This window comes from Streptococcus dysgalactiae subsp. dysgalactiae (assembly GCF_900459225.1).
Taxonomy (GTDB): domain Bacteria; phylum Bacillota; class Bacilli; order Lactobacillales; family Streptococcaceae; genus Streptococcus; species Streptococcus dysgalactiae.
Map to the genome: position 1 here is coordinate 1679441 of NZ_UHFH01000003.1, position 22213 is coordinate 1701653.

A 22213-nucleotide genomic window follows, 5' to 3' on the forward strand; every position below is an offset into this window, starting at 1 on the left:
ATTCCTCCAATTTGCTATCCCCTATATTATAGCACTAATTATCATCTTGGGGGACTAAATGGTGTCGGAAAGCGTATACAACAGCTTGAGTTCGGTCATCAACTTCTAGCTTAGCAAGAATATTAGATACATGCGTTTTAACGGTTTTCAAGGAGATGAAAAGTTCATCCGCTATAGTTTGATTATCATACCCTTTAGCTAAAAGATATAAAATATCATACTCGCGCGCGGTTAGTTCTTCATGCAAATCAGGGTGTTGATCATGCGCTTTAATTTTTTTGTCTACCTCTGTTTCAATGGCCAATTCACCTTTTGAAACTTTCCGAATAGCATTTAAAATTTCGGCTGCACTAGAAGTCTTTAACATGTAACCTTTAGCACCAGCATCAATGACAGGGTAAATTTTCTCATTATCTAAATAAGAGGTCAAGACCAATATTTTGGCATCTTTCCACTTATCGAGGATTTTCAAAGTCGCCTCAACACCACCTAGTTCTGGCATCACCAAATCCATAACCAGCACATCTGGTTTTAAGGCTAAGGCCAACTCAACTCCCTCACGTCCATTAGAAGCTTCGCCAATAACGTCGATATCTGGTTGTAAATTCAAAAAACTTTTAAGTCCCATACGGACCATTTCGTGATCATCCACTAGTATCACTCTTATATTATTCATCGTTATCTCCCGTCACTATTGGTAATCGAATATCCATAGATACTCCTTTGCCTTTTTGGCTAATTAAATGCATCGTTCCTGCTAAATCATCTACCCGATCCTCAATATTTTTTAAGCCATAGCTTAAATCTCTTACCTCATCCATATCAAATCCAATTCCGTTGTCAAGCATCTTCAGTTGCAACTCACTTGGTGTCTGATTAAGGTAAACTTCTATACGACTTGCCTTGGCATGTTTTAAAGTATTGCTGATAAATTCTTGCGCAATTCGAAAAAGATTATCTTCCATCGCCCTCGATAATTGGCCGATATTTTCTTTGTAGATGACTTCAATGTCGCTTTTATCAGTTAATTCTTTGAGAATCATATGGAGGCCCTCAGATAGGGTGCGATTGGCTAATTCTGTGGGTCTTAGATGCAAGAGTAAAATCCGTAAATCATTTTGAGCATTTTGCAACATGGCTTCGACAGTTATCAGCTGAGTTTGCAGTTGTTCCTTATCCAGTTGCTCTAAACTCATGGAAACACCCGATAGAATCAGCGAAGAGGCAAATAATTCTTGACTAACCGTATCATGTAAATCCCTAGCAATCCGCTTGCGTTCCTGCTGAACAATTTCTTGGCTATCAATAATATAAGCACTTTCCTTTTTTTGCATGTTACTTGTCATATGAGACATCTTCTCAGAAAGCCTGATTAAATTGGTGTTAATTTCAGAAGTTTCCTCTAAATGAATGCGCTGATTATTGAGAATGCGTTTCAAATTTTGATTAATCGTGCGTTTGCTATTATCGTCTAAAATAATCCATAACAAGAGCAATAAGAGGGTCACTGAAACAATTAATAACAAAATGGAAAACCCTAGCCGTTCAACCTGCCACAGGTGACTGCGGAGGTAAGCGAACGTGATGCCTAAGTTGTCCATAACCACAAAAACGATGGATAGGATAGTGATGGTAGAATAGAGCCAAACAAGTGCATAGTAACGTTTTTTCATCGTCTATCCACCTCAACGTTTCCTGCAATCGTGGTGACCACAATCTTTACCTTCTTCAGTTGCTGACTCTCTGCTTCTCTTAGTTTGATGGACTCATTACGAAGATCATATTGCTGACACTCAAAAAAATCAACACTGCCATATATTGAGCTAACATCCAAGGTAACAGCTACATCAATTGGAACTAAAATTTTGGTATTTCCAAAAATCTTGCGAATCACGATAATATTATCCATACCTGTTACAATAACATTGGTTAAGTCAATAATGTCGTTGCCTGAGATGCGAATAATGTTAATATCATCAAAGGAATAATAATCACTTTCATAGTTAGCTGCGCCAATCCACTGATGCTTGGTGTTGTCCACATCAATCTTTTTTTCCTTAAAACGAATCAAGGCAAAGCGATTTTTCTTTTTAACCTGAGAAAAATGATTAATAAAAACGTAAATAATCCCCAGTAAAACAGCCAAGATAATATAGGGATTGAGCATAAAAATTAAGAAAAGAAGCAATAAACTCACTGTTAAAAGAAAATTATTGCGGCTATCTTGATTGTAGAAACGTAAAGCCAATAGAATCAATACTAAAATTAGAATAAAACTTGATAAATCGTTGTCCAAAATGGTCATAATTCCCATTGCTAAGAGCAAGCATTCAACAAGTAAAAAGAATTGAAATTTTTTCATTAGACCCCTCTCATTTCCTTGTATTTTATCAAAAAAGAACTGAAAATGCACCTTTACACGGTAACTCAAAAAAAAAGAATAGCCAGTTAATGCTATTGTAGCATGAAACTAACTATTCTTTCGTTTTTAAGGAGTTTGACCAGTTGATTCCGATGGGCTTAATTCAGTATTACTACTTGTTCCCGTTCCATCATTTGTTGAGGAACTGCTAGAACTTGCCTCAGAACTGGTTGAACTACTTGAAGAATGCGTTTCTTCTGGGTAAAGGTAAAGGCTTATCTCACCTTTTTCAGAGAGGCTCAATGTGGTACCGTAATAAGGGGTTTGACCACTGACAATAGCTTTTGAACTTGGAGAATTAACCTGAACAAAACCTGTTGCTGAACTTGAGCTTGGAGCATAAGCTTTAATCCTTGAAGCTTCAATACCTAATGCTGTCAAAGTATTTACTGCATCAGCATAGGTATATTCTGTTACCATAGGCATAATGACTGTGTCACTCACGGCAACACTAAGAGTAATTTTAGATTTCCCATTAGGATTAAATTTATCCCCTGCACTCGGAGATTGGCTAATAACAGTATTTTCCGTGTATTCATTGGTCACGATTCGTTCAATCTTAATCTTCGATTTAGGAACACCGTAAGTTTCCATCAAGCTAGCCATGGCTTCTTGATAATCAATCCCTTTGTAGTTTTCCATCTCAAACCCTTTATTACCAATTGACAAGTAAACTGTGATAGCTGAACCCTTGCGCTTGGCTGTTCCCGTTGGTGGATCCGTTCGGACAACATTCCCTTCCGCAACAGTATCACTTTCAATCTGTCTCACCTTACCAACTTTCAAGCCTAAATCTTGCAGTTCCTGCTTTGCAACTTTAAGACTGACACCTGTCACGTTAGGAACTTTTACTGAGGTAGGTTTTGTTAGCACCAAGTAAGTGAAGAGAGCCACGCCTACAATAAAAAGAGAAAAGAGGATTTTTAACAAAGTACCCAAGAAACGACCATTTCGCTTCTTTTTTTGTGGTTTCTGGAGCGTATCCATCTGATTAGTGTGTTCTAAACGACTTTCAGTTGTGGACGTAACAGGAGTTGGAGCTACTTTTGGCGTCGTTACTGGTGCCGGTGTTACTTTAGGGAGAGGTTTTGTGCTTTCCACATCATCAAAAATAACTTTCCGTTCACGACTCCGGTTGTAACTGAGAGCCGTCATCAGATCACGACTCATTTCAAAGGTTGATCCGTAACGATCGCTTAATTTCTTAGCTGTTGCTCGGATAACCACATTCTCTAAAGCTTGCGGTACATTGTGGTTTTCGTCAATAATAGACGGAAGAGGCTTTTGGAAATGTTGCAAAGCAATGGTAACAGCACTATCGCCATCATAAGGGATATGTCCTGTCAACATTTCAAAGAGCATAATTCCCATCGCATAAATATCACTTTGAATGGTCGCTTTTGAGCCGCGAGCCTGCTCAGGCGATAGGTAATGGACGCTTCCCAACATAGAGTTGGTTTGAGTCAAACTCGTTTCCGCAAAAGCAACGGCAATCCCAAAGTCAGTTACCTTAACCACACCATTTTTAGTTAAGAGAATGTTTTGAGGTTTTAAATCTCTATGAACAATCCCTTTCTGGTGAGCTAATGTCATGGCAGAAAGCACCTCTTCCATGATTCTGACCACTTCATTATTGGATAGAGGAGCATGATCTTGAATATACTTCTTTAAGTCAGCGCCATCTACGTATTCCATTACTAAAAATTGCTGTCCGTCTTCTTCACCTATATCCCGGATGGCAACAATATTAGGATGGTTTAACTCAGCCATGGCACGCGCTTCCCGCTGGAAACGGGCAACCGCTACCTGATCTGTCTGATAATTGGTACGTAAGACCTTGATTGCAACGTCTTCATTATCCAAGATTAGATCATTTGCTAAATAAACATCCGCCATACCACCGCGGCCAATAGACTTTAGAATGCGATAACGACCAGCAAATAACTTGCCAATCTGAATCATTCCATGTCCTCACTTTCGTTGTGAACCAAAGCGATAGTGATATTATCTAGACCCCCTCTTAGGTTAGCCAAGTTAATCATTTCTTGATTTTTCTCATCAAGGCTGAGTTCACGACCTAAGATATCGACAATCTCATCATTGGAAATCATATTGGTCAAACCATCGCTGTTAATCACAAGGTAATCACCTTTTTCTAGAACTTTGATGCCTAGGTCAGGTTCTACTGGAGCAGCTTGACCGATAGATTGAGTGATGATATTTTTTTGTGGGTGGCTAGCGGCTTCTTCTTCTGTGATTTGACCCGCCTTAACCAATTCATTCACTAAAGAATGATCACTGGTCAATAGGGTATAATGCCCATCATGAACAAGACCAATTCGTGAGTCACCGATATGAGCATAAATGGCGCTAGACTCAACCAAAGCAACTGCTTCAACGGTTGTTCCCATCCCCTTAAAATCTTCGGATTGTCCCAAGTCGTAAATGTGCTGATTTTCTGACTCAATAGTAGTCAACAACCAATCTCTAATCTCACTTAATTCTGTAAAATCTGTTTTAACCCATTCCCTACCAAGATCTGTAACTGTCATCTCGCTAGCGATATTACCAGCTCTATGACCGCCCATACCGTCTGCTAACACTAATAGGGTGATGCCTTTTTTATTATCAAACTTGTTGATAAAATCTTGATTGTTTGAGCGTTTTTGCCCAATATCTGTTTTTAATGAAATCTTCATACGTTTTTTCTGACTCAGTCAGTTTCCTCCTAAAATACTACAAGACTCGTCTGACTTGTCCAATAAAGAAGCCATCAGTCTGGTATTGTTCTGGTGTGATAATAAGATAACCATCCTTGACAATATCTGCTTGTGTATGGTTCAGTTTTACTTGTTCAAAATTAGGATGACTTTGTAAAAATCCTTCGATGACTTGACGATTCTCCTCATCAAAAATAGTGCAAGTACTGTATGTTATTATACCACCTTTACGCAAGGTTTGACAAACACTAGACAATATCTCTAGCTGAATAGCTTGCAGAGCGTTGAAATCTTGACTTTCTTTATTATATTTGATATCGGGTTTTCGACGAATCAAACCAATTCCTGAGCAAGGAGCATCAACCAAAATCTTATCAAAGCTATCCTTTTCAAAATGACGATGAACCTCTCTGGCATCTAATTTTCTTGTCTCAATGTTATCAGCAACTCCTAAGCGATCAGCATTTTCCTTCACCAACTCTAGTTTATGATCATAGAGATCTAAGGCAATAACCTTACCTGTTTTTAAGTAAGAGGCTATATGAGAGGTCTTTCCACCTGGAGCGCTACATGCATCAAGAATTATGTCTTCACCGTCAATGCTTAAAGTAGGAGCCACGAGCTGACTACTTTCATCTTGAATGGTGATATCCCCGTTAGCAAAATAATCACTGGCTGCAAAATGACCTGACGCTTTGGTTAAACCAGTTGCAGATAAAAGGGAACGCTCGGCATCTAAATCTTCAGCAATATTTTCTAACTTCAAAGGATCTGTCACGCGAATACTAGCCTTACTACGCACAAATAAACTTTCCATGATGGCCACTGATCTGTCAGAACCAAATTGGTCTTCTAACTTTTTAACCAACCAAACAGGCAGTGAATACTTGACCGAATAATACTTATTTCGGCGCTTAATTGTTCCCATATCTGGGAGAGGATGGCTGGTGAATTGACGTAAAATAGCATTGACAAACTTCTCTGCACCTTTTTTATTGCCACGATTTTTGGCAATACCAACCGCATCGTTAACAATAGCATGCGCTGGTAACTTATCTAAATAAATCAGTTGATAAAGACTGAGCATAAGGAGATAATAAACCCATTTGTCCAATTTATCTCGGTCTTTGACATAATGGGCTAAATACCATTCCAAGCTAATTTTACGTGAAACGGTACCATATACAATCTCAGTTAATAGAGCCCTGTCCTTAGCAGATAAAGCTTTATTGCTTAGCTGCTGATTAAGCGCTATGTTTGTATAAGCTCCCTGATCAAAAATATTTTCTAAGGTTAGAAGTGCTTTTCCTCGAATACTTATTTTCCAATTATCTGCCAATGAAATCACCCACTTCAAGCTTTCTACCCAGGCCATTTAAGAAATCTGCAATAGCCATTTTAGGTTTCCCCGCAGGCTGCACAACCAGCAATGACAGGGCTCCTTGACCAGCAGCTACCACTAACATATGTTTTGTTTTGGCAATAATTTCTCCTGGTTGTCCTTCCCCTTCAGCTAATTGAGCTTCATAAATTTTAAAACGTTGACCGTCTAAAAAGGTATGCGCTACTGGCCAAGGGCTCATCCCCCGAATATGGTTAAAGACCTCCCGAGCAGGTTTCGTCCAATCGAGTTGTTCTTGCTCTGGTGAGATGTTGGGTGAAAATGTCACTTGGCTGTGGTCTTGAGGAATAGGTTTTAGCTCGCCAGAAAGGTAACCTGGCAAACTATCCAACAAGAGGTCACGGCCGATAAGAGCTAATTTTTCAAATAGAGTCCCCACATTATCGGTTTCAAGAATTGGCGTACTTGCTTTAGCCACCATATCACCAGCATCCATCTCTTTAACCATTTCCATGATGGTAACTCCAGCTTCTTTTTCCCCATTCATGATTGCATAGTGAATAGGAGCCCCACCACGGTACTTCGGCAACAAGGAAGCATGGACATTGATAGCGAACGAAACGGCATCCAATAGCTTAGTCGGTAAAAATTGTCCAAAAGCTGCTGTGACAATGCCGTCAGCCCCAAGTGTCATGAGTTCTGCTAATTCTTGCGAACCTGATAATTTATTAGGTTGATAAACAGGCAAATCATAGGCAAGTGCCAATTCTTTGACAGGAGTCATTTTGATTTCTTTTTTTCTGCCAACAGCACGGTCTGGCTGTGTCACAACCGCTAAAATCTCATAGTTAGGATTTTCCAGTAGACCTTTCAATACAGTGGCTGAAAATTGGGGAGTCCCCATAAATAATAGTTTTGTCATTAATATCCTCTTTTGTCTTTTTGTCATTATAATACGTTCATCCAATGAGCCAGTCGTAGCTAGTTTACATAAACTGTTGTGGTTCATGGTCAATAATTACTTTTAGATTCCGATTGTCAGCTTCTTGACTCCAGTCAAGAAGACGATTGAGCGTGTCTTCCAAACTGTCTTCAAAGCGGTATTTCAAGATAATCTGATAGTGGTATAGGTTATGCGTCCGGGCAATGGGTTTTGGAGTTGGACCTAGTATCCTAATATTTTCTGATAACCCTTCTTTGAGGAGCCCCATCACTTGGTAAGCTTTTTTGACCACATCTTCTTCTGTGTGATGGGAAAGTGTAATCCCCACAGTAAAATAATAAGGGGGATATGCCATCTGGCGGCGAATCGCCATTTCATAACGGTAAAAAGCTTCAAAATCTTGTTTCTTAGCTAATTGAATAGCATAGTGATCTGGATTATAAGTTTGAATCAAGACTTCCCCTGGCTTATAGGCACGACCTGCCCGACCAGCAACCTGTGTTAACAATTGAAACGTTTTTTCTGACGCTCGAAAATCTGGCAAATTTAAGGAGGTATCTGCATTTAGTACCCCAACCAACGTTACATTTGGAAAATCCAACCCTTTGGCAATCATCTGAGTGCCTAATAAAATATCTGCCTGATGCTTCCCAAAACGATCTAAAATAGTCTCATGACTCCCCTTTTTTCGTGTGGTATCCACATCCATTCGCAAAATCCTAGCTTCTGGAATAACTTCCTGTAATTCGTCAAAGGCTTTTTGCGTCCCTGTTCCATAATAGCGGATGCTATGACTACGGCACTCAGGACAAGCACGTGGGATAGGTTTTTGAAACCCACAGTAATGGCAATTCATGCTCTTGGTATCCATGTGAAGGGTTAAGGAAATGTCACAATTAGGGCACTTATCCACATAGCCACAGTCCCGACACATCATAAAACTAGAGTAACCACGGCGATTTAACATCAATACAACCTGCTCTTTTTTAGCCAGACGATCTTTAATCTTATCAATTAAGTAAGAGGTAAAGTTACTAACCGTTTGCTGGCCAAGGTAATCTCGAAAATCAATAATTGTTACCTCTGGAATCTTAGCGAGTGGGTTGGCTCTTTTCGTTAATTGAATAAAATGATAGACACCCTTACTAGCCCTTGCTCGACTTTCAATACTTGGCGTAGCAGAACCCATAACCACAACTGCTTGATGGTATTTGGCTCTGAGCAAGGCAACCTCTCTGGCATGGTATCGTGGGTTACTCTCTTGTTTGTAAGTTGACTCATGCTCCTCATCGATAATAATCGCACCAATACGTTCTAATGGGGAGAAAATAGCGGAGCGGGCGCCAACCACAACCTTAGCCTGCCCTGATTTTATCTTACGCCACTCGTCAAACTTTTCACCATCTGATAAGCCTGAATGCATAATAGCCACTTGCTTTCCGAAACGAGAAATAAAGCGAGAGGTCATTTGAGGAGTCAACGAAATCTCCGGCACCAAAACAATGGCTGTCTTGTCCTGTTTTAAAACCGCTTCAATGATATGAAGATAAACTTCTGTCTTACCCGAACCTGTAATCCCTTCAATCAAGAAAGGCTTACTCGGTTTTCCAATTTGTTCAACAATATCAGTAACAGCTGACGCTTGCTGTGCATTTAAGGTTAAAAAAGAAGACGGTTTGACTTGGTCAAAATATGGCTCACTGCGATTAATTTGACGTTCATCAATACGAATTAAATTATTTTCCACAAAGTAAGCCACCACATCTCGAGAAAAGTCTTGATAAAGCGTTGCAAGTTTAGCTTCCTTAGGATGGGCTAACAGATAGTCTTTTAATAATTGACGCTTTTTGGCACGATTAGAGATGGGATGTGCCTTTAAGGCGTCTAAGTCGACGTGATAATATTTTTCAATTTTTAGATTTTTCTTGTCTTTAGCTAAATAACTAACAGTAATATGCCCAACTTGTATAGCCTTAAGAGCTATTTTTTCCTTCTCGCGGTCTAAGGTAGAATATAAGACTGATGGTTTTCCTTCAAAAAGAAAGTCTCTAGCGGCCTCTTCTAGACCTGGCTCTGGCCTTAGTTCTTTATCATAGTTAGAGTTGAGAAGATTAGGAATCATTGCTTTTAAGAGCGTGATTTTATAAGAAAAAACTGTTTTTCGAAGCTGATCAGCAAGGGTTAATTGTTCTTGGTTTAGGACCGGTTCAGGATCTAAAACAGTCTGAATCATTTTAAGAGGGCTTGAACCTTCCTGACCAAAGCCAATAACAAAGCCTTGCAACAAACGATTCCCCTTCCCAAAAGGAACATGCACACGAGACCCCAGCTGAACGAGGGAGACTAACTCTTTTGGAATACCATATGAAAAAGGCTTGTCCGTTTGCATCAAAGGAATATCCACAATCACGTGAGCTACTTTTTCCATTTGCTTCTCCTTTCTGTCCCATTTGCCTAGGGAAATATGAAAAAATCTAAGATTTTTTCAACCTTAGATTTTTTCTCCTTCTTCTTCTTTTTCTTTAGCAATTTGCTCTTTAATTTTACGCTCTTCTTCTTCTTTTGCCAAGCGTTCTGCTTCAATCTTTGCACGAACAGCTGCCCGTTTTGCTGAAGGATTTGGATGGATAACAACATTTCCTGACTCAATTTCTTCAAGGGCTCGAAGAGTTGATTTGACTGATTTAAAGCCTTGAGTCGGAGTTGCTCCTGCTTCTAATTCGTGAGCACGTTTTGCTTGCAAAATCACAAGTGAGTATTTGGATGGAACTTTATCTAATAAAGTGTCAATGGAAGGTTTTAACATCATAACATTTGCTCTTTTCTATCGATTATCGAAAGTCTTTGTCGTTTTAATCATCTTGTCATAACGGCCAATAACGCGTTCAACACGGAAATGCTCCGTCTCAATAATGCGTTTCACACGCTCTGCCGCCAAAGGAACTTCATCGTTTACCACTGCGTAATCATATTCACGCATAAGGGCAATTTCTTCCTTAGCTCTTTCAATACGTTGCGCAATAACTTCTTGGCTATCTGTGCCACGTCCTACTAAACGATCTTCTAGTTCATCTAAATCTGGTGGGGTTAGGAAAATAAACACACCATCTGGCACTTTGGATTTCACTTGAAGAGCCCCTTGGACTTCAATTTCTAAAAAGACATCAATCCCCTTATCAAGAGTCTCATTAACATAAGTTAAAGGGGTGCCATAGTAATTACCAACATATTCAGCATACTCTAGCATTTGACCATTTTTTATCAATTCTTCAAATTCTTCTCGTGTGCGGAAGAAATAATCAACCCCATCAACTTCACCTGGTCTTTGCGGACGAGTTGTCATTGAAACTGAATATTCAAATTTATGATCTGGCGTTGAAAAAATTTCTTGTCTCACCGTCCCTTTTCCCACACCTGATGGGCCAGAGAAGACGATTAACAAACCGCGTTCAGACATTGTATTCTCCTTATTAATTGCTTTCTAATAGTTTATCAAAAAGGCTAGTCTTTTTCAAGAACATTTTCACAGGCAATCCATAAAGAAAAAGAGGATAATTCCTCTTTTTCTACTTGGCATAATCAACTGCTCGCATTTCACGAATAACAGTCACTTTAATGTTTCCTGGGTAATCTAAGTTGCTTTCAATCTTTTCTCTCACTTTGTGTGACAAAATAACAACTTGATCATCTGAGACTTTTTCAGGTTGCACCATGATACGGATTTCACGTCCTGCTTGAAGGGCAAAACTATTTTGAACCCCATCAAAGCTTGTTGCAATCTCTTCTAAGTCACGAAGACGCTTGATGTAATTTTCCATTGACTCATTACGAGCGCCTGGACGAGCCGAACTGAGAGCGTCTGCTGCAGCGACTAACACAGCGATAATGGAATCTGGCTCCACATCTCCGTGGTGGCTAGCAATAGTGTTGACAACAACTGGATGTTCTTTATATTTACGCGCAAATTCCATTCCAATTTCCACGTGACTACCTTCAACCTCACGGTCAATAGCTTTACCCATATCGTGCAAGAAACCTGCACGACGGGCAAGAGCAACATTTTCACCTAACTCACCAGCCAAAATACCAGCTAGTTTACCAACCTCAACAGAGTGACGTAGGACATTTTGACCAAACGAGGTACGGAATTGAAGGCGTCCCATGATTTTAATCAAATCAGGATGAAGGTTTGGTGCACCAATCTCATAGGCTGCAGCTTCACCGTACTCACGAATACGATTATCCATTTCAAGACGATTTTTCTCAACCAATTCTTCGATACGAGCTGGATGAATACGACCATCTGCAATCAGAGATTCCAAGGTCATACGAGCAATCTCGCGACGAATAGGGTCGAATCCTGACAAGACAACCACCTCTGGCGTATCGTCAATAATAACGTCAATACCAGTTAAACTTTCTAGGGTACGAATATTACGACCTTCACGTCCAATAATACGTCCCTTCATGTTATCATCTGGGAGGTGAACACTAGTGATGGTTTGTTCCGTCACATATTCACCAGCAAGACGTTGCATGGCTTGTGACAATAAGTCTTTGGCTGTTTTGTCTGTTCTATCTTTGATGTCACGTTCGGCATCTCGAATACGAGTGGCAATCTCATGAGTCAGTTTATTTTCTGTCTCCATCAAAATCACTTCACGCGCTTCTGCAATTGTCATCGCAGCAACTTTTTCTAGTTCTGCTTTTTTCTCCTCTTCAAGTTTTTCCACTTGAAGTTGCCGCTCATCAATATGTTTAGATTTATCGGTCAGACTTTGTTCTTTACTATCCAGTACTTTTTCTTTACTTGATAGGTTTTCATCTTTACGATCAAGAGTTAGGGAGCGCTCCGCTAAGCGTGTCTCTAGTTGCTTAAGCTCTTGTCTTTCAGATTTGAATTCCTGTTCAATCTCTTCACGATATTTTCTTGCCTCTTCTTTTGCTTCCAAAAGTAATTCTTTGCGATTTGCTTTACTTTCACGTTGAGCTGTTTTTTTGATGTGTTCAGCATCTACTTCTGCTTTTCCACGGATATCAACAGCATCTTGTTCAGCGTTTAAAAGAGTCAACTCTGCAGCTTCCTTCGCAGACTTGAGTCTAATCGAAATAAGTGCATAACCTAATATTAAACCAATGAGGGCAGAAACAATTAATAAAATAATATTAAACATGTTTGTACCTCAATATATTCTAGATTTCATTAATAGAAAGCTACCTCTTAGTTTATCATAAATTGAGCGTTTACACAATTGCTATTCTCTCTCATAAACCAAGCACTGGTTGCATTTCTAACTCTGTTATTTTGAAAATGACTGTAACAAATCATCCATGATAAATGATTCGACCTCAGAATAATTTTTTTTATGCAAGCGGGTTAAAACCACTCTCCAAGAAATTGGCTGTTCCATAGGAATACATTTAATATCGTTTAACTGGTATAATTCTGTAATAGGTTTAGGACATATCGTTAAGATGTTATGGTTTATTTTCGTAGAGTTGAGCATAAAATCCCAGGAAGAGGAGGTCAAAACAATATTAGGCCTAACTTGATGGCGCTCACAGGCCTCCATCACTAAATGGTGCACCATAAAACTCGGATCGAACAAAGCCAGTTGTTCATTGGTTAAATCTTCCCAAGTGATAACTGTTTTAGACGCAAGATTATGTCGGGGTGATAAACACACCGCTAATTCTGATCGTTGAATTTCGTAGGTTTCTACCATGTTATCAGGAATACCTGTTGGAGACAGTAAGACTGCAATATCAACATTTCCAACCAACAATTCATTTTTTAGTTGGTAGGCCCCTATTTCTTTGAGGTTAAATTGAATGCCAGGATTTTCTAAAATCAGTTTTGGCATTACTTCTGAGAAAACAACTGATAAAATAAGAGGGGGAATTCCGATATTAATAGTTCCCTTTAAACCTTTACTATGATCGTGTAATCTTAAAAACATATCATCATACATGTTTAAAATACGCTGAGCATCATTATAGTAATTTTCACCCAGATAGGTTAGACCAATAATACGTCCTCGTTTGCGTTTAAATAGTTTAACATTTTCTCTTTTTTCAAAATCGTTAATCATCATACTCAGCGTCGGTTGAGAAACATATAGTAATTCTGCTGCTTGGCTGAGGTTAAAATGATTTTCAACAATGGCAATAAAATAACGAATTTGTTTAATATCCAAATAGGATTCTCCTTGTCTTATCAATTGCTTTTTCCGGTATAATTACCTATATTATGACACAAGTAGATGTTAAATGCTATTGCCAACTCTATCAAAAAAATTTATACGCTTATAAAAATTCTATATTTTTATTTTTAGCGTTTTCTTGTTATCTTAGAAGTACAGAAAGCGCTTTCTAAAACTGAAAGGATGTTTATTTTATGAAAAACATAGTTATCGTTGAAGCTTTACGAACTCCTATCGGAGCTTTTGGAGGCTCCTTTAAAAGTGTCTCTGCTGTTGAACTTGGAACAACTGTACTGAAAAAAATCCTTGATAAAACGCAAGTAAAGCCTGAAATGGTTGATGAAATCATCCTAGGAAACGTCCTTCATGCAGGCCTAGGACAAAATGTGGCAAGACAAGTTGCGGTCCACTCAGGAATTCCTGAAGATAAAACAGCTTTCACATTAGATATGGTTTGCGGTTCTGGACTTAAAGCGATCCAATTAGCTGCGCAAAGTATTATGCTTGGTGACGCTGATATCGTTATTGCTGGTGGCGTGGAAAACATGTCACAGGCAGCTTATGTCTCAACTCAGCATCGTTTTGGACAACGACTTGGCAATAGTCAATTGATTGATACTCTTGTTCATGATGGATTGACAGATGCTTTTAACAATTATCATATGGGTATCACTGCTGAAAACATTGCTCAGAAATATGGCATCTCGAGAGAAGAACAAGATCAATTTGCTTTAGAAAGCCAAGAAAAAGCTGCTAAGGCATTAGAAAATCATCGTTTTGCTGACGAAATTGTCCCTGTCTCTGTGCCTCAACGACGCAAAGATCCTTTAATTGTTACGACGGATGAATACCCCAAATTAGACACTACCCTTGAAAAATTACAGCAATTACGTCCTGCTTTTCTCCCTAAAGAAGGAACCGTTACTGCTGGGAATGCCTCAGGAATAAACGATGGTGCAGCCTTATTGATGTTAATGACTGAAGAAAAAGCCCTTGAATTAGGGTTAACACCTTTAGTCACTATTGAAAGCTATGCTAGTGCAGGTGTTGCACCTGAACTGATGGGAACTGGACCAATTCCTGCCACTCAAAAAGCCCTTAAGAAAGCTGGATTAACAATTTCTGACTTGGACTTAGTGGAGTCCAATGAAGCATTTGCAGCACAATCCTTGGCGGTTTTAAAAGATTTAAAGTTAAACCCAAAAATCGTGAATGTGAATGGGGGAGCCATCGCTTTAGGTCATCCTATCGGTGCCAGTGGCGCTCGCATTCTAGTTACATTAATCCACGAAATGAAAAAACGCCAAGTGACCAGAGGACTAGCAACACTTTGCATTGGTGGAGGTCAAGGAACTGCTGTTATCGTGAAAAACAATACTTAGTCTCGTGAAAGTTGGTAGAAAAAATGTGTAAAGAAATCACAATAAAAGAAGCGGTAGCTCACGTTAAAGACGGTAATACCATTATGGTTGGTGGCTTCATGACGAACGGCACACCAGAAAAATTAATTGATGCGCTTGTGGAAAAAGGTGTCAAAGACCTGACTTTAATCTGTAACGATGCCGGTTTTCCTGACAAAGGCGTTGGTAAAATGGTTGCCAATAAACAGTTTTCAACTATTATTGCTTCCCATATCGGTCTCAACCGTGAAGCGGGACGCCAAATGACTGATGGTGAAACAACTATTGACCTTGTTCCACAAGGGACACTTGCTGAGCGCATCCGCAGTGGCGGTTTTGGACTTGGCGGTTTCTTAACACCTACTGGAATAGGAACTGAAGTTGCCAAAGGAAAAGAAGTTATTACTATTGATGGCAAAGAATACCTTCTTGAAACGCCTTTAAAAGCTGATGTGGCTCTTGTATTTGCTAACAAAGCAGATAAAAATGGTAATCTGCAATATGCTGGTTCTGAAAACAACTTTAACCATGTCATGGCAGCAAATGCGAAAACAACCATTGTTGAAGCAAGAGAAATCGTTGAGACTGGACAAATAGACCCAAACGTTGTTCACACTCCAGGCATTTTTGTCAATTATTTAGTGAAAGGATAAGACAATGGTCGTTACAGATACAATTCTTTCAAAAGAAGAAATTCAAACACGTATTGCAAAGCGTGTAGCCCAGGAACTTGAAAATAACACCCTTGTTAATTTGGGAATTGGCTTGCCGACCAAAGTGGCTAACTACATTCCTGAAGATGTTACCATCACCCTACAATCAGAAAATGGGTTTATTGGGCTAACAGGATTAACAGAAGATCATTTTGATCCTACAATCGTCAATGCAGGGGGACAACCTGTCGGAATCAATCCTGGAGGCGCCTTCTTTGACAGTTCAACTTCATTTGGCATTATCCGAGGAGGACATGTTGCTGCTACTGTTTTAGGGGCCTTACAAGTCGACAAAGAAGCAAATATCGCTAACTACCTCATTCCCGGAAAAATGGTTCCTGGAATGGGGGGCGCTATGGACCTTTTGGTGGGCGCCAAAAAAGTCATTGTTGCAATGGAGCATACCAATAAAGGCAAAGCTAAAATTTTAGATAGCTGTTCCTTACCTCTGACTGCAAAAGGGGTCGTGAACCTCATCATTACAGAAATGGGTGTCTTTGAATATCAGGAAGAAGGGTTATGTGCCCTTGAAATCCACCCTGACTACACTTTCGAAGAGGTTCAACGCGTGACGGAAGTAACTCTAATTGATAAAACAAACTAAAGACTAACCGAGAGAAAGACGAGGACATTATCATGACACATATTAAAGAAGTTGCATTTATCACTGGTGCTGCAAGCGGAATCGGAAAACAAATCGGGAAAACCTTCTTAAAAGAAGGGAAAACGGTTGTCTTCTCAGATATTAATAAAGAAAAGCTAGATGAGGTAGTTGCAGAATACACCAATGAAGGTTACGATGCCTTTAGCGTTGTGTGCGATGTTACTAAAGAAGAGGCTATCAACTCTGCCATTGATACTGTTGTTGAAAAATATGGACGTCTTGATATTCTTGTTAACAATGCAGGCCTTCAACACGTTGCAATGATTGAAGACTTTCCAACGGAAAAATTTGAGTTTATGATTAAAATCATGTTAACAGCACCATTCATTGCTATTAAGCGTGCCTTCCCAACAATGAAAGCTCAAAAACATGGACGTATCATTAATATGGCATCCATTAACGGTGTCATCGGATTTGCTGGAAAATCAGCTTATAATTCTGCGAAACATGGTCTAATTGGACTAACTAAGGTAACTGCCTTAGAAGCTGCTGATTCTGGGATTACTGTCAATGCTATCTGTCCTGGATATGTTGACACACCGCTTGTTCGTGGACAATTTGAGGACCTTTCAAAAACAAGAAACATTCCACTAGAAAACGTTCTTGAAGAAGTGTTATACCCACTTGTACCACAAAAACGTCTCATTGACGTTCAAGAAATTGCGGACTACGTCTCATTCCTTGCTAGCGATAAAGCCAAAGGAGTTACTGGTCAAGCTTGTGTTCTAGATGGTGGTTACACTGCCCAGTAATGTAAATTAACAAAATAACTAAATGGGACTAGATTCTGTACAATACATTTGGACTTATCAACTGAAGAGCCCAACCTATGTGAGTGCGATCGATAGCATCACACCTTTAGGCGAGTACAGGTCTAGCCCTATTTTCTTTAAGTTAATGTCAGCAAGGAGAAAAATCATTATGGAAATTATTGGTTCTCTAGGCGTCCTATTAGCCATTATAGCTATTATCTACTTCTCACTAAGAGAAATTAATATTTTAGTAGCTGCTCCTTTAGCAACTGCTATTGTGATTATCTTTAATCAAATGAACCCCGTTGTTACCCTCCTAGGCAAAGCTCCTAACCAATATATGGGAGCCTTGTCTGGATATATTCTTAACTATTTTGCTGTTTTCCTATTAGGGTCCATCTTGGCAAAATTAATGGAAGCTAGTGGCGCAACAACTGCAATTGCTAATTACATTTTAGAAAAAGTAGGACATGACAGTCCCTATAAAATCATGGTTGCTATCTTTGTTATCAGCTCTATTTTAACCTACGGAGGAATCAGTTTATTTGTGGTCATGTTTGCTGTGTTACCATTAGCACGTAGTCTTTTCAAAAAAATTGACCTCTCCTGGCATCTCATTCAATCTCCACTTTGGCTTGGAATTGCGACCTTTACGATGACGATCTTACCTGGAACACCCTCTATCCAAAATGTCATCCCCATCCAATACCTCAATACATCTCTGACAGCCGCTGCTATTCCCAGTGTCTTAGGAGCTATAAGTTGTGTTATCTTTGGTCTCTTTTATATGAAACACTGCCTCAATAAAAGCCTTGCAAAGGGTGAAACTTATGCCACCTATGCTTTAGATACTTCTGACGTGATTGAAGAAAGAGAACTTCCTCAATTCTTACCAAGCATTGCCCCTCTTGCTTCTCTTATTGTCATTGCTTTAGCGGGAAGCATTTTGGGCAGCGAATTTGTGAAGAAAAACATTATCTACATTGCCCTACTTGTGGCTATTTTACTAGCCGTTGTCTTGTTTAAACGTTTCATTGCAGAACCTCTAAAAACAATTAACTTAGGAGCTGTAGCTTCCATCAGTCCCATTTTTGCTACTGGTTCTGCCGTTGCCTTTGGCTCTGTAGTGGTAACCTCTGTCGGTTTTAATGTTTTTTCAAAACTCATTTTAAACCTTCCAGGTAATCCTTTAATTAGTTTAACGGTTTTAACCTCTTCCATTACGGCTATCACTGGTTCTTCCTCGGGATCGTTAGGAATTGTTTTGCCAAACTTTGCTCAATTTTATTTGGATAAAGGGGTTGAGCCAGAGATGATTCATCGGGTATCTGCCATTGCGTCAAATATCTTTACAGTTGTTCCACAAAGTGGCGTTCTCCTCACTTTCTTAGCCTTAACAGGCTTGACTCATAAAACTGGTTTTAAAGAGACTTTCATATCTGTTGCCGGAAGCACTTCCCTTGCTTTAGTCGTGATTATCCTTTCCAATATGGTACTTCATTAAAGAAAGGCTTCCTACTTTCTTATCAAGAGCACTCCAGAGGTCCAGCCTAATAAAATAGTTTATTACTCACTATTCTGAGACTGACTAGTAATTATAAAGAATAGCCTACGCTAGAGCTTAGCCTATGGTCAATCTCCTCCACTTGGCTAGGCGCACGGCGTATAAAAACTACTGATGACTTACCCAGGCAATACATTCTCTTTGAGTTTGTTTCGTTTACCAAACTTCAACCAGTTTCATCCCTAGTCTTTTTATGTTATGATGAAAAGGTAACCATAAAGGAGATTGAAATGACAAAAGAAGTTATCGTCGAAAGTTTTGAACTAGACCACACTATTGTAAAGGCTCCCTATGTCCGCCTTATTTCTGAAGAATTCGGTCCAAAAGGTGATGTCATTACCAACTTTGACGTTCGCCTAGTGCAACCTAATCACAATTCCATTGAAACTGCCGGTCTGCATACTATTGAACACTTACTGGCCAAGCTAATTCGTCAGCGCATTGACGGCATGATTGACTGTTCACCCTTTGGATGCCGAACAGGCTTTCACCTGATTATGTGGGGAAAACATAGTTCAACCGATATTGCCCGCGTGATTAAGGCGAGCTTAGAAGAAATTGCAACTGGAATTACCTGGGAAGATGTTCCAGGAACAACCATTGAATCCTGTGGGAACTACAAAGACCATAGTCTTTTTGCTGCCAAGGAATGGGCTCAACTGATTTTAAATCAAGGTATCTCAGATGATCCTTTTGAGCGTCACGTCATCTAACACCCGTTTCTTGCATAACAAGATAGCTTAGTGAATATGAAAAAGACCAGCCACCTTTAAAAAGGTGACTGGTCTTTTTCATATTATTGGTATTAGTAGATACTAGCTCTATTTTAATAGTCTAAAGCATCTGAGTGCCCTTTGGCATTCCCTACAAAATAACCGGTTTTGCAATTAATAGAGAAAAGATATGTCCCATCAGGCTTAAACATATTATAGTAACCATTGCCATTAATAATATTAACAGGCTCTAAAATATACTGATTGCCTGAAATGTACCCTCTTGCCTGCGAGGTAGCAACAATTTTCTCGAGAATCCCTGGATTAAAAGTCCAAGCAGGATTACCACTATCAGCAATAACTGAATCGTTGTAAGGTACACGAGACAATTGTCTTTGAAGGCTTGCAGGGTTATAGGCCGTGATGCCATAACCAGATGATGGCCCCATTGCACTAGACGTCTGAGCTGCCGGTACTTCTGTAGCCTGCTGTGCTTGAGCTGCTGCCTGGTCACTTGCCGCTTTCGCTGCTTCAGCCTTAGTTGCTAATTGTTGGCGACCTTCTGTAATGCTTGCCTGTAAAACAGCATCCAAGTTGGCATTGCCTGTTGTTAATGTAGCACTTGATAAGTCATCAAAGTTAGCATCTGGCTTGACCTCGGCTGCAACCTTATTCCCGTCTACAATAGCATCTGAAACAAATTTCCCATTGACAGCTGTAATCGCTGTGATTGCTTTTTTCAGCGCATTTACCTTTTCTTTTGCCTTATCATAATAGCTAGAACCTTCTAGAGATTTCAAGGCTTTTTCTAACTCTGGCAAGTTTGTAAAAGCACTATTTTTTAGGTTGCTTTTTGTCGCATCCGTATAAAAGGCACTATATTTTTTCTCAAAAGCTTTGGCATCAGCCTTCAACTGTTGCGCTTTTTTAGAAGCCTCTGTTTTTGAGGTCTGAGTTGTTGGACTACTTGCAGCTTTGTTTGTCTTAGTATTATCTTGTTTAAGATAATTCCAGCCAAATACAGTAGCAATGATGGCTAAGAGCAATAAAAGTAAGGCGATTAACCATCCTCTTTTTTGCCTTGGTTTGCTAGCATCAGTATCAGTAAAGAATTGTTCTCTTACAGGTTCTTCCTGTGTTACCTGAGGTTCTGGAATCGTCTTTTCAACTGGATCCACAGGAACCATTGCTTCGACCGGAACACCTGTTGTGACTGCAGCAGCCTCCACAGAAGCCAATTCATCAGGGACACCCTCGCTTGAAGGCTCTGATAAGTTGGTAGCAGCTGGCTCATTCTCTACAAAATCGTCATCAACAAGACCAACTTTACTCAACTCTTCTCGTTGCTTTTTGATAAAGTTATCTAAACTAGCTGTATCAAGCTCTGTGTACTTAGCAGCATCAAACTTTTGAGAAGAAACTTCGTCACGGTGTTGCTTAATGTACTTATCTAAAATGCTATCATCCTCTGTAACACCTGCTTTTATCTCTGACTCTTTGCGTACCGCTTCACCAACTGTCATTGACTTGGCTTCATTGAGTCCCAATATTTGCGATTCTTTTGTTACTTCGACTTCTTTGCTTTCTTCTGACACGCTTATTACCTCTCTATATCAGATGTCGCTTTACCCGTTCCCCGTAAAATTGATATAAATCAACTCTTAGGGTACCGTTATAAAGTTTACGCTTCTTGTCAGCCGTCTGGCCGTATTTTTTTTCAAACTGTTCATCACTAGTTAGGATAAATTTACTCCATGTTTTCAAAGGAGCAAATGTTTGTCCCATTTCATTATACAAGATGTCAACTGCTTTGTCATCAAGCAACCTTTCCCCATAAGGAGGATTTGAGATAATCACTCCGTTGACCTTGTCTGTGCGGAAATCTTGAAGACGCATTTGCTTAAAGGTAATCACATCGGACAAGCCTGCTTCCTCAGCATTACTTTTAGCAATTTCAATCATACGACCATCAATATCAAAGCCAGAAATATCCAATTCAGCATCATAGCGAGCCTCTTGTTCAGCCTCATCACGAACCTTTTGGATGATTTCCTTGTCGACCCAACTCCACTCTTCAAAAGCAAAGGAACGGTTAAATCCCGGGGCAATGTTCATTCCTATCAAAGCAGCCTCGATGCAAAACGTTCCAGATCCACAGGTGGGATCAACCAGGGGTTTATCTGGAAACCAGTTAGATAATGCCAAAATAGCGGCTGCCATATTTTCCTTGATCGGTGCTCCACCTTTTTGAACGCGATAGCCTCGTTTAAATAAGCTAGATCCTGTGGTATCAATCATAACAGTAGCTTGGTCTTTTAAAATAGACACCTCGATATTAACAGTTGATCCAACTTCCTGCAGTGGGACTCCTTCTGGCCTATGAAAGTACTTTTGTAATTTTTTAACAACGGCCTTTTTGGTAATCGCTTGAACGCTTGGCTCATTGTGCAGCTTTGACTTGACACACTTGGCTTTTGAGATTGGAAACTTAGCTCCTAGAGGGACATAATTTTCCCAATCCAAAGCAAAGACACCTTGAAACAGTTCCTCAAAGGTTCTAGCAGGAAACTGGCCGACGATAATTTTAACGCGGTCTGCTGCCCGTAACCAAAGGTTCGTTTTAGCAATAGCCTCTAAATCACCTTCAAAATAAACTTTTCCGTTTTCGACCTGACAGTCAAAACCTAATGCCCTTACTTCTTTGCCAACAACGGCTTCCAATCCTGCGGCTGCAGTTGCCACTAATTTAAACGTTTCTTTCATAATTCTCTTTCTTT

At 39.7% G+C, this 22213-nt stretch carries 20 protein-coding genes; 6 read left to right on the forward strand and 14 right to left on the reverse strand.

The window, feature by feature from the left end; all coding sequences use genetic code 11:
* Positions 1–34: 34 nt before the first annotated feature.
* From DYD17_RS08660 to DYD17_RS08715, 12 genes are all read right to left on the reverse strand, one after another.
* Entirely contained in the window at positions 35–676 is a 642-nt protein-coding gene (locus DYD17_RS08660; RefSeq protein WP_003052152.1) for a response regulator transcription factor, read from the reverse strand.
* The gene (locus tag DYD17_RS08665; protein WP_003052154.1) at positions 669–1673 is read right to left on the reverse strand and encodes an envelope stress sensor histidine kinase LiaS; all 1005 of its coding nucleotides are present in this window, start codon (positions 1671–1673) and stop codon (positions 669–671) included. The genes DYD17_RS08660 and DYD17_RS08665 overlap by 8 nt, the downstream gene beginning before the upstream one ends.
* Positions 1670–2362: a cell wall-active antibiotics response protein LiaF gene (liaF, locus tag DYD17_RS08670; RefSeq protein ID WP_003052156.1), complete on the reverse strand. Its 693-nt coding sequence runs from the start codon at positions 2360–2362 to the stop codon at positions 1670–1672. Before liaF ends, DYD17_RS08665 begins: the two co-directional genes overlap by 4 nt.
* 126 nt (positions 2363–2488) lie before the next feature.
* Positions 2489–4384, reverse strand: coding sequence for a Stk1 family PASTA domain-containing Ser/Thr kinase (gene pknB, locus DYD17_RS08675; RefSeq protein ID WP_003052158.1), 1896 nt, complete (start codon positions 4382–4384; stop codon positions 2489–2491).
* Complete coding sequence (locus DYD17_RS08680) at positions 4381–5121, reverse strand: Stp1/IreP family PP2C-type Ser/Thr phosphatase (RefSeq protein ID WP_003052160.1); 741 nt, start codon at positions 5119–5121, stop codon at positions 4381–4383. Before DYD17_RS08680 ends, pknB begins: the two co-directional genes overlap by 4 nt.
* A 37-nt stretch (positions 5122–5158) precedes the next feature.
* The gene (rsmB, locus tag DYD17_RS08685) at positions 5159–6481 is read right to left on the reverse strand and encodes a 16S rRNA (cytosine(967)-C(5))-methyltransferase RsmB (RefSeq protein ID WP_115246324.1); all 1323 of its coding nucleotides are present in this window, start codon (positions 6479–6481) and stop codon (positions 5159–5161) included.
* Complete coding sequence (gene fmt / locus DYD17_RS08690; RefSeq protein WP_003052166.1) at positions 6471–7406, reverse strand: methionyl-tRNA formyltransferase; 936 nt, start codon at positions 7404–7406, stop codon at positions 6471–6473. The genes rsmB and fmt overlap by 11 nt, the downstream gene beginning before the upstream one ends.
* A 64-nt stretch (positions 7407–7470) precedes the next feature.
* A complete protein-coding gene (locus DYD17_RS08695; protein ID WP_115253071.1) occupies positions 7471–9855 on the reverse strand; it encodes a primosomal protein N' in 2385 nt (794 codons plus the stop codon).
* Between the two features lie 63 nt (positions 9856–9918).
* On the reverse strand, positions 9919–10236 hold the full coding sequence (gene rpoZ, locus DYD17_RS08700; RefSeq protein ID WP_003052170.1) for a DNA-directed RNA polymerase subunit omega: 318 nt from the start codon (positions 10234–10236) through the stop codon (positions 9919–9921).
* 15 nt (positions 10237–10251) lie between these two features.
* Positions 10252–10884: a guanylate kinase gene (gene gmk / locus DYD17_RS08705; protein ID WP_003052171.1), complete on the reverse strand. Its 633-nt coding sequence runs from the start codon at positions 10882–10884 to the stop codon at positions 10252–10254.
* A 109-nt stretch (positions 10885–10993) separates the two neighbouring features.
* A complete protein-coding gene (locus DYD17_RS08710; RefSeq protein WP_003052173.1) occupies positions 10994–12601 on the reverse strand; it encodes a ribonuclease Y in 1608 nt (535 codons plus the stop codon).
* Positions 12602–12727: 126 nt separating this feature from the next.
* Positions 12728–13624 (reverse strand): LysR family transcriptional regulator, encoded by an 897-nt coding sequence (locus tag DYD17_RS08715; protein WP_003052175.1) that lies wholly within the window; start codon positions 13622–13624, stop codon positions 12728–12730.
* Between the two features lie 200 nt (positions 13625–13824).
* Between DYD17_RS08715 and DYD17_RS08720 the strand changes: the two genes are divergently transcribed.
* From DYD17_RS08720 to DYD17_RS08745, 6 genes are all read left to right on the forward strand, one after another.
* Positions 13825–15012, forward strand: coding sequence for an acetyl-CoA C-acetyltransferase (locus tag DYD17_RS08720; RefSeq protein WP_003052177.1), 1188 nt, complete (start codon positions 13825–13827; stop codon positions 15010–15012).
* 23 nt (positions 15013–15035) lie between these two features.
* Entirely contained in the window at positions 15036–15683 is a 648-nt protein-coding gene (locus tag DYD17_RS08725) for a CoA transferase subunit A (RefSeq protein WP_003052178.1), read from the forward strand.
* A 4-nt stretch (positions 15684–15687) separates the two neighbouring features.
* Complete coding sequence (locus tag DYD17_RS08730) at positions 15688–16347, forward strand: 3-oxoacid CoA-transferase subunit B (RefSeq protein ID WP_115246329.1); 660 nt, start codon at positions 15688–15690, stop codon at positions 16345–16347.
* Between the two features lie 32 nt (positions 16348–16379).
* A complete protein-coding gene (locus tag DYD17_RS08735) occupies positions 16380–17159 on the forward strand; it encodes a 3-hydroxybutyrate dehydrogenase (RefSeq protein WP_003052180.1) in 780 nt (259 codons plus the stop codon).
* 169 nt (positions 17160–17328) lie between these two features.
* The gene (locus DYD17_RS08740) at positions 17329–18663 is read left to right on the forward strand and encodes a GntP family permease (RefSeq protein WP_003052183.1); all 1335 of its coding nucleotides are present in this window, start codon (positions 17329–17331) and stop codon (positions 18661–18663) included.
* A 290-nt stretch (positions 18664–18953) separates the two neighbouring features.
* Positions 18954–19436 carry an S-ribosylhomocysteine lyase gene (locus DYD17_RS08745; protein ID WP_003052185.1) on the forward strand — a complete coding sequence of 161 codons (483 nt, stop codon included), beginning with the start codon at positions 18954–18956 and terminating at the stop codon, positions 19434–19436.
* A 113-nt stretch (positions 19437–19549) separates the two neighbouring features.
* Here the strand turns inward: DYD17_RS08745 and DYD17_RS08750 are convergent, their stop codons facing one another.
* Together DYD17_RS08750 and DYD17_RS08755 are read right to left on the reverse strand one after the other, a co-directional pair.
* Positions 19550–21031, reverse strand: coding sequence for a cell division site-positioning protein MapZ family protein (locus tag DYD17_RS08750; RefSeq protein WP_115253072.1), 1482 nt, complete (start codon positions 21029–21031; stop codon positions 19550–19552).
* Positions 21032–21044: 13 nt separating this feature from the next.
* On the reverse strand, positions 21045–22199 hold the full coding sequence (locus tag DYD17_RS08755) for a THUMP domain-containing class I SAM-dependent RNA methyltransferase (RefSeq protein ID WP_003052190.1): 1155 nt from the start codon (positions 22197–22199) through the stop codon (positions 21045–21047).
* Positions 22200–22213 lie beyond the last annotated feature (14 nt).